The 1840-nt window shown below is 72.3% G+C and carries 4 protein-coding genes; 3 read left to right on the forward strand and 1 reads right to left on the reverse strand.

Annotation, left to right across the window (positions count from 1 at the left end):
• From flgM to PKE44_RS18940, 3 genes are all read left to right on the forward strand, one after another.
• On the forward strand, window positions 1–249 hold a 249-nt coding region (gene flgM, locus PKE44_RS18930), incomplete at its 5' end, for a flagellar biosynthesis anti-sigma factor FlgM (RefSeq protein WP_324554329.1).
• Between the two features lies 1 nt (window position 250).
• Window positions 251–724: a flagellar protein FlgN gene (locus PKE44_RS18935; RefSeq protein ID WP_324554331.1), complete on the forward strand. Its 474-nt coding sequence runs from the start codon at window positions 251–253 to the stop codon at window positions 722–724.
• A gap of 74 nt (window positions 725–798) precedes the next feature.
• Entirely contained in the window at window positions 799–1407 is a 609-nt protein-coding gene (locus tag PKE44_RS18940) for a PilZ domain-containing protein (RefSeq protein ID WP_324554333.1), read from the forward strand.
• A gap of 4 nt (window positions 1408–1411) precedes the next feature.
• Here PKE44_RS18940 and PKE44_RS18945 read toward each other — a convergent pair whose 3' ends face one another.
• Window positions 1412–1666, reverse strand: a complete 255-nt coding sequence (locus tag PKE44_RS18945) for a hypothetical protein (RefSeq protein ID WP_324554335.1) — start codon at window positions 1664–1666, stop codon at window positions 1412–1414.
• Between the last annotated feature and the right edge of the window lie 174 nt (window positions 1667–1840).

A 1840-nucleotide genomic window follows, 5' to 3' on the forward strand; every position in this document is an offset into this window, starting at 1 on the left:
GACCCCGCGGCCACCTCCCGCACCGGCGGCAGCGCGCCGGCCACCGACGCGGTCAGCCTGACCCCGCAGTCCCGCCAGCTGCGCGAGGTCGAATCGAAGCTCTCCGAAACCCCGGCCTTTGATTCGGCGCGGGTGGCGGAGCTGCGCAAGGCGATCGAACGCGGCGAATACCGCGTCGACAGCCGGCGTGTCGCCGGCAAGCTGCTGGAGTTCGAGCGTGACCTGTCCGCCCCGGGTGCAGGAGACTGACATGCTGACCGTGCTGATCGAGCAGGAACTCGCCGCGACGCGCGCCCTGCTCGCCGTGCTCGAACAGGAATACTCGGCGCTGCGCGAACGCCACGATGCCGACACGCTCGAGGCCGTCGTGCGCGCCAAGGAAACCGCGGCCGGACGGCTGCAGCAGATCGCCGCCGGGCGCATGCAGCACCTGCTCGGCAGCGGCTATCCGCCCGATGCCGCCGGCCTCGCAGCCTGCATCGCCGCGGTGCCGACCGAGGATCGCTTCCGGCTGAACGCGCTGTGGCGCGAACTGCTCGATGTCGCCGGTCGCGCCTGGAAGCAGAACGGCATCAACGGCGCGGTGATCGCTGCCAGTCGCAGCGCCACCGAACGCGCGCTGGCGCTGCTGCGCGGCCAGGACCCGAACACCTGCCTGTACGGCGCCGACGCCCGCGCCCGCTATGCCACCGGTGGCAGCGTGCGGCCGCTGATCAGTGCCTGAAACCCGTCGCGCATGACGACGCGGGGCAGCGGATGCGATGATCCGCCGCCCCCTTCCGCCGGAACATCCAGTCGATGAGCGTCACAGATTCGTCGCCGCCCGAGGATCGCCGTCAGTATTTCCGCGTCGCCGATGAAGTCGTGCTCGCCTGGGCACGCGTCGATGGCGACGGGCTGGCCGCACTCGCCGAACGCCTGCGCGGCGAAGGCAGCGAAGGCTACGGCTTCGGACCGCTGTACGCGGCGCTGACGCAGGACGCGCAGGGGCTGCTCGCGCAGCTGCGCAGCGAACAGCCACTGGTCGCGCAATACACCGAGAACCTCGAACGCCGGCTCGACATCCTCGCGAGCGCCATCGTGCTCGCCGACATGGGCGTGCACGAGCGCAGCGCCCGCCACGTCAACCTGTCGGCGGGCGGCATCGAGTTCGAGGCCGAGACGGCCCTGGAAACCGATGCGACGCTGGAGCTGCGCTTCGTGATCCATCCGAACCGCTCGGTGATCGTCGCCGGCGCCCGCGTCGCCCGCTGCCTGCCCGCCGATCCGCGCAGCGCCTGGCCGTGGCGCATCGCCGTCGAATTCATCTGCCTGCGCGAGCAGGACCGCCAGATGATCGTGCGCCACGTGATGTTCCGCGAAGCCCGTCACCTGCGCGAACGCCAGCCCTTCGACGACGGAATCTGAGCCTTCAGCCCCGGCGCCGGCCGCGGCTGACCGGCTTTGCGCCACGGCGGCCGGCGGCGCGGCGCGCACTGACGAGCGCCATCAGCACGCAGCCGGCCGACAGCAGCGGCCAGCCACGCGGTGCCCATTCGCGCAGCAGCGTCAGCTGCCAGGCCTCATGCACCGGCAGGCGCGGCAGGGCTTCGGTGAACAGCGGCCACATCAGCACCGCCATCAGCAGGTGCAGCCACCACGGCAGGCGCAGGATCAGGCCGCTCAAGCCGTCGTCCGCGTAGCGCGGCGCGCGTCGCCGTGCCGGGACAGCGGCGCGGGGCTTGCGGCGGGCGGTGGTGCGAGGCTCGGCCGGGGTCTTCGGCGGAGTCGAGGGATCAGCAGACGGGCGGCGCGGCATGCTCGGGCTCCGGTCGGGCGGCCGGCGCAGCGTAGACCGCCG

Source organism: Plasticicumulans sp. (assembly GCF_035331805.1).
Classification (GTDB): domain Bacteria; phylum Pseudomonadota; class Gammaproteobacteria; order Competibacterales; family Competibacteraceae; genus Plasticicumulans.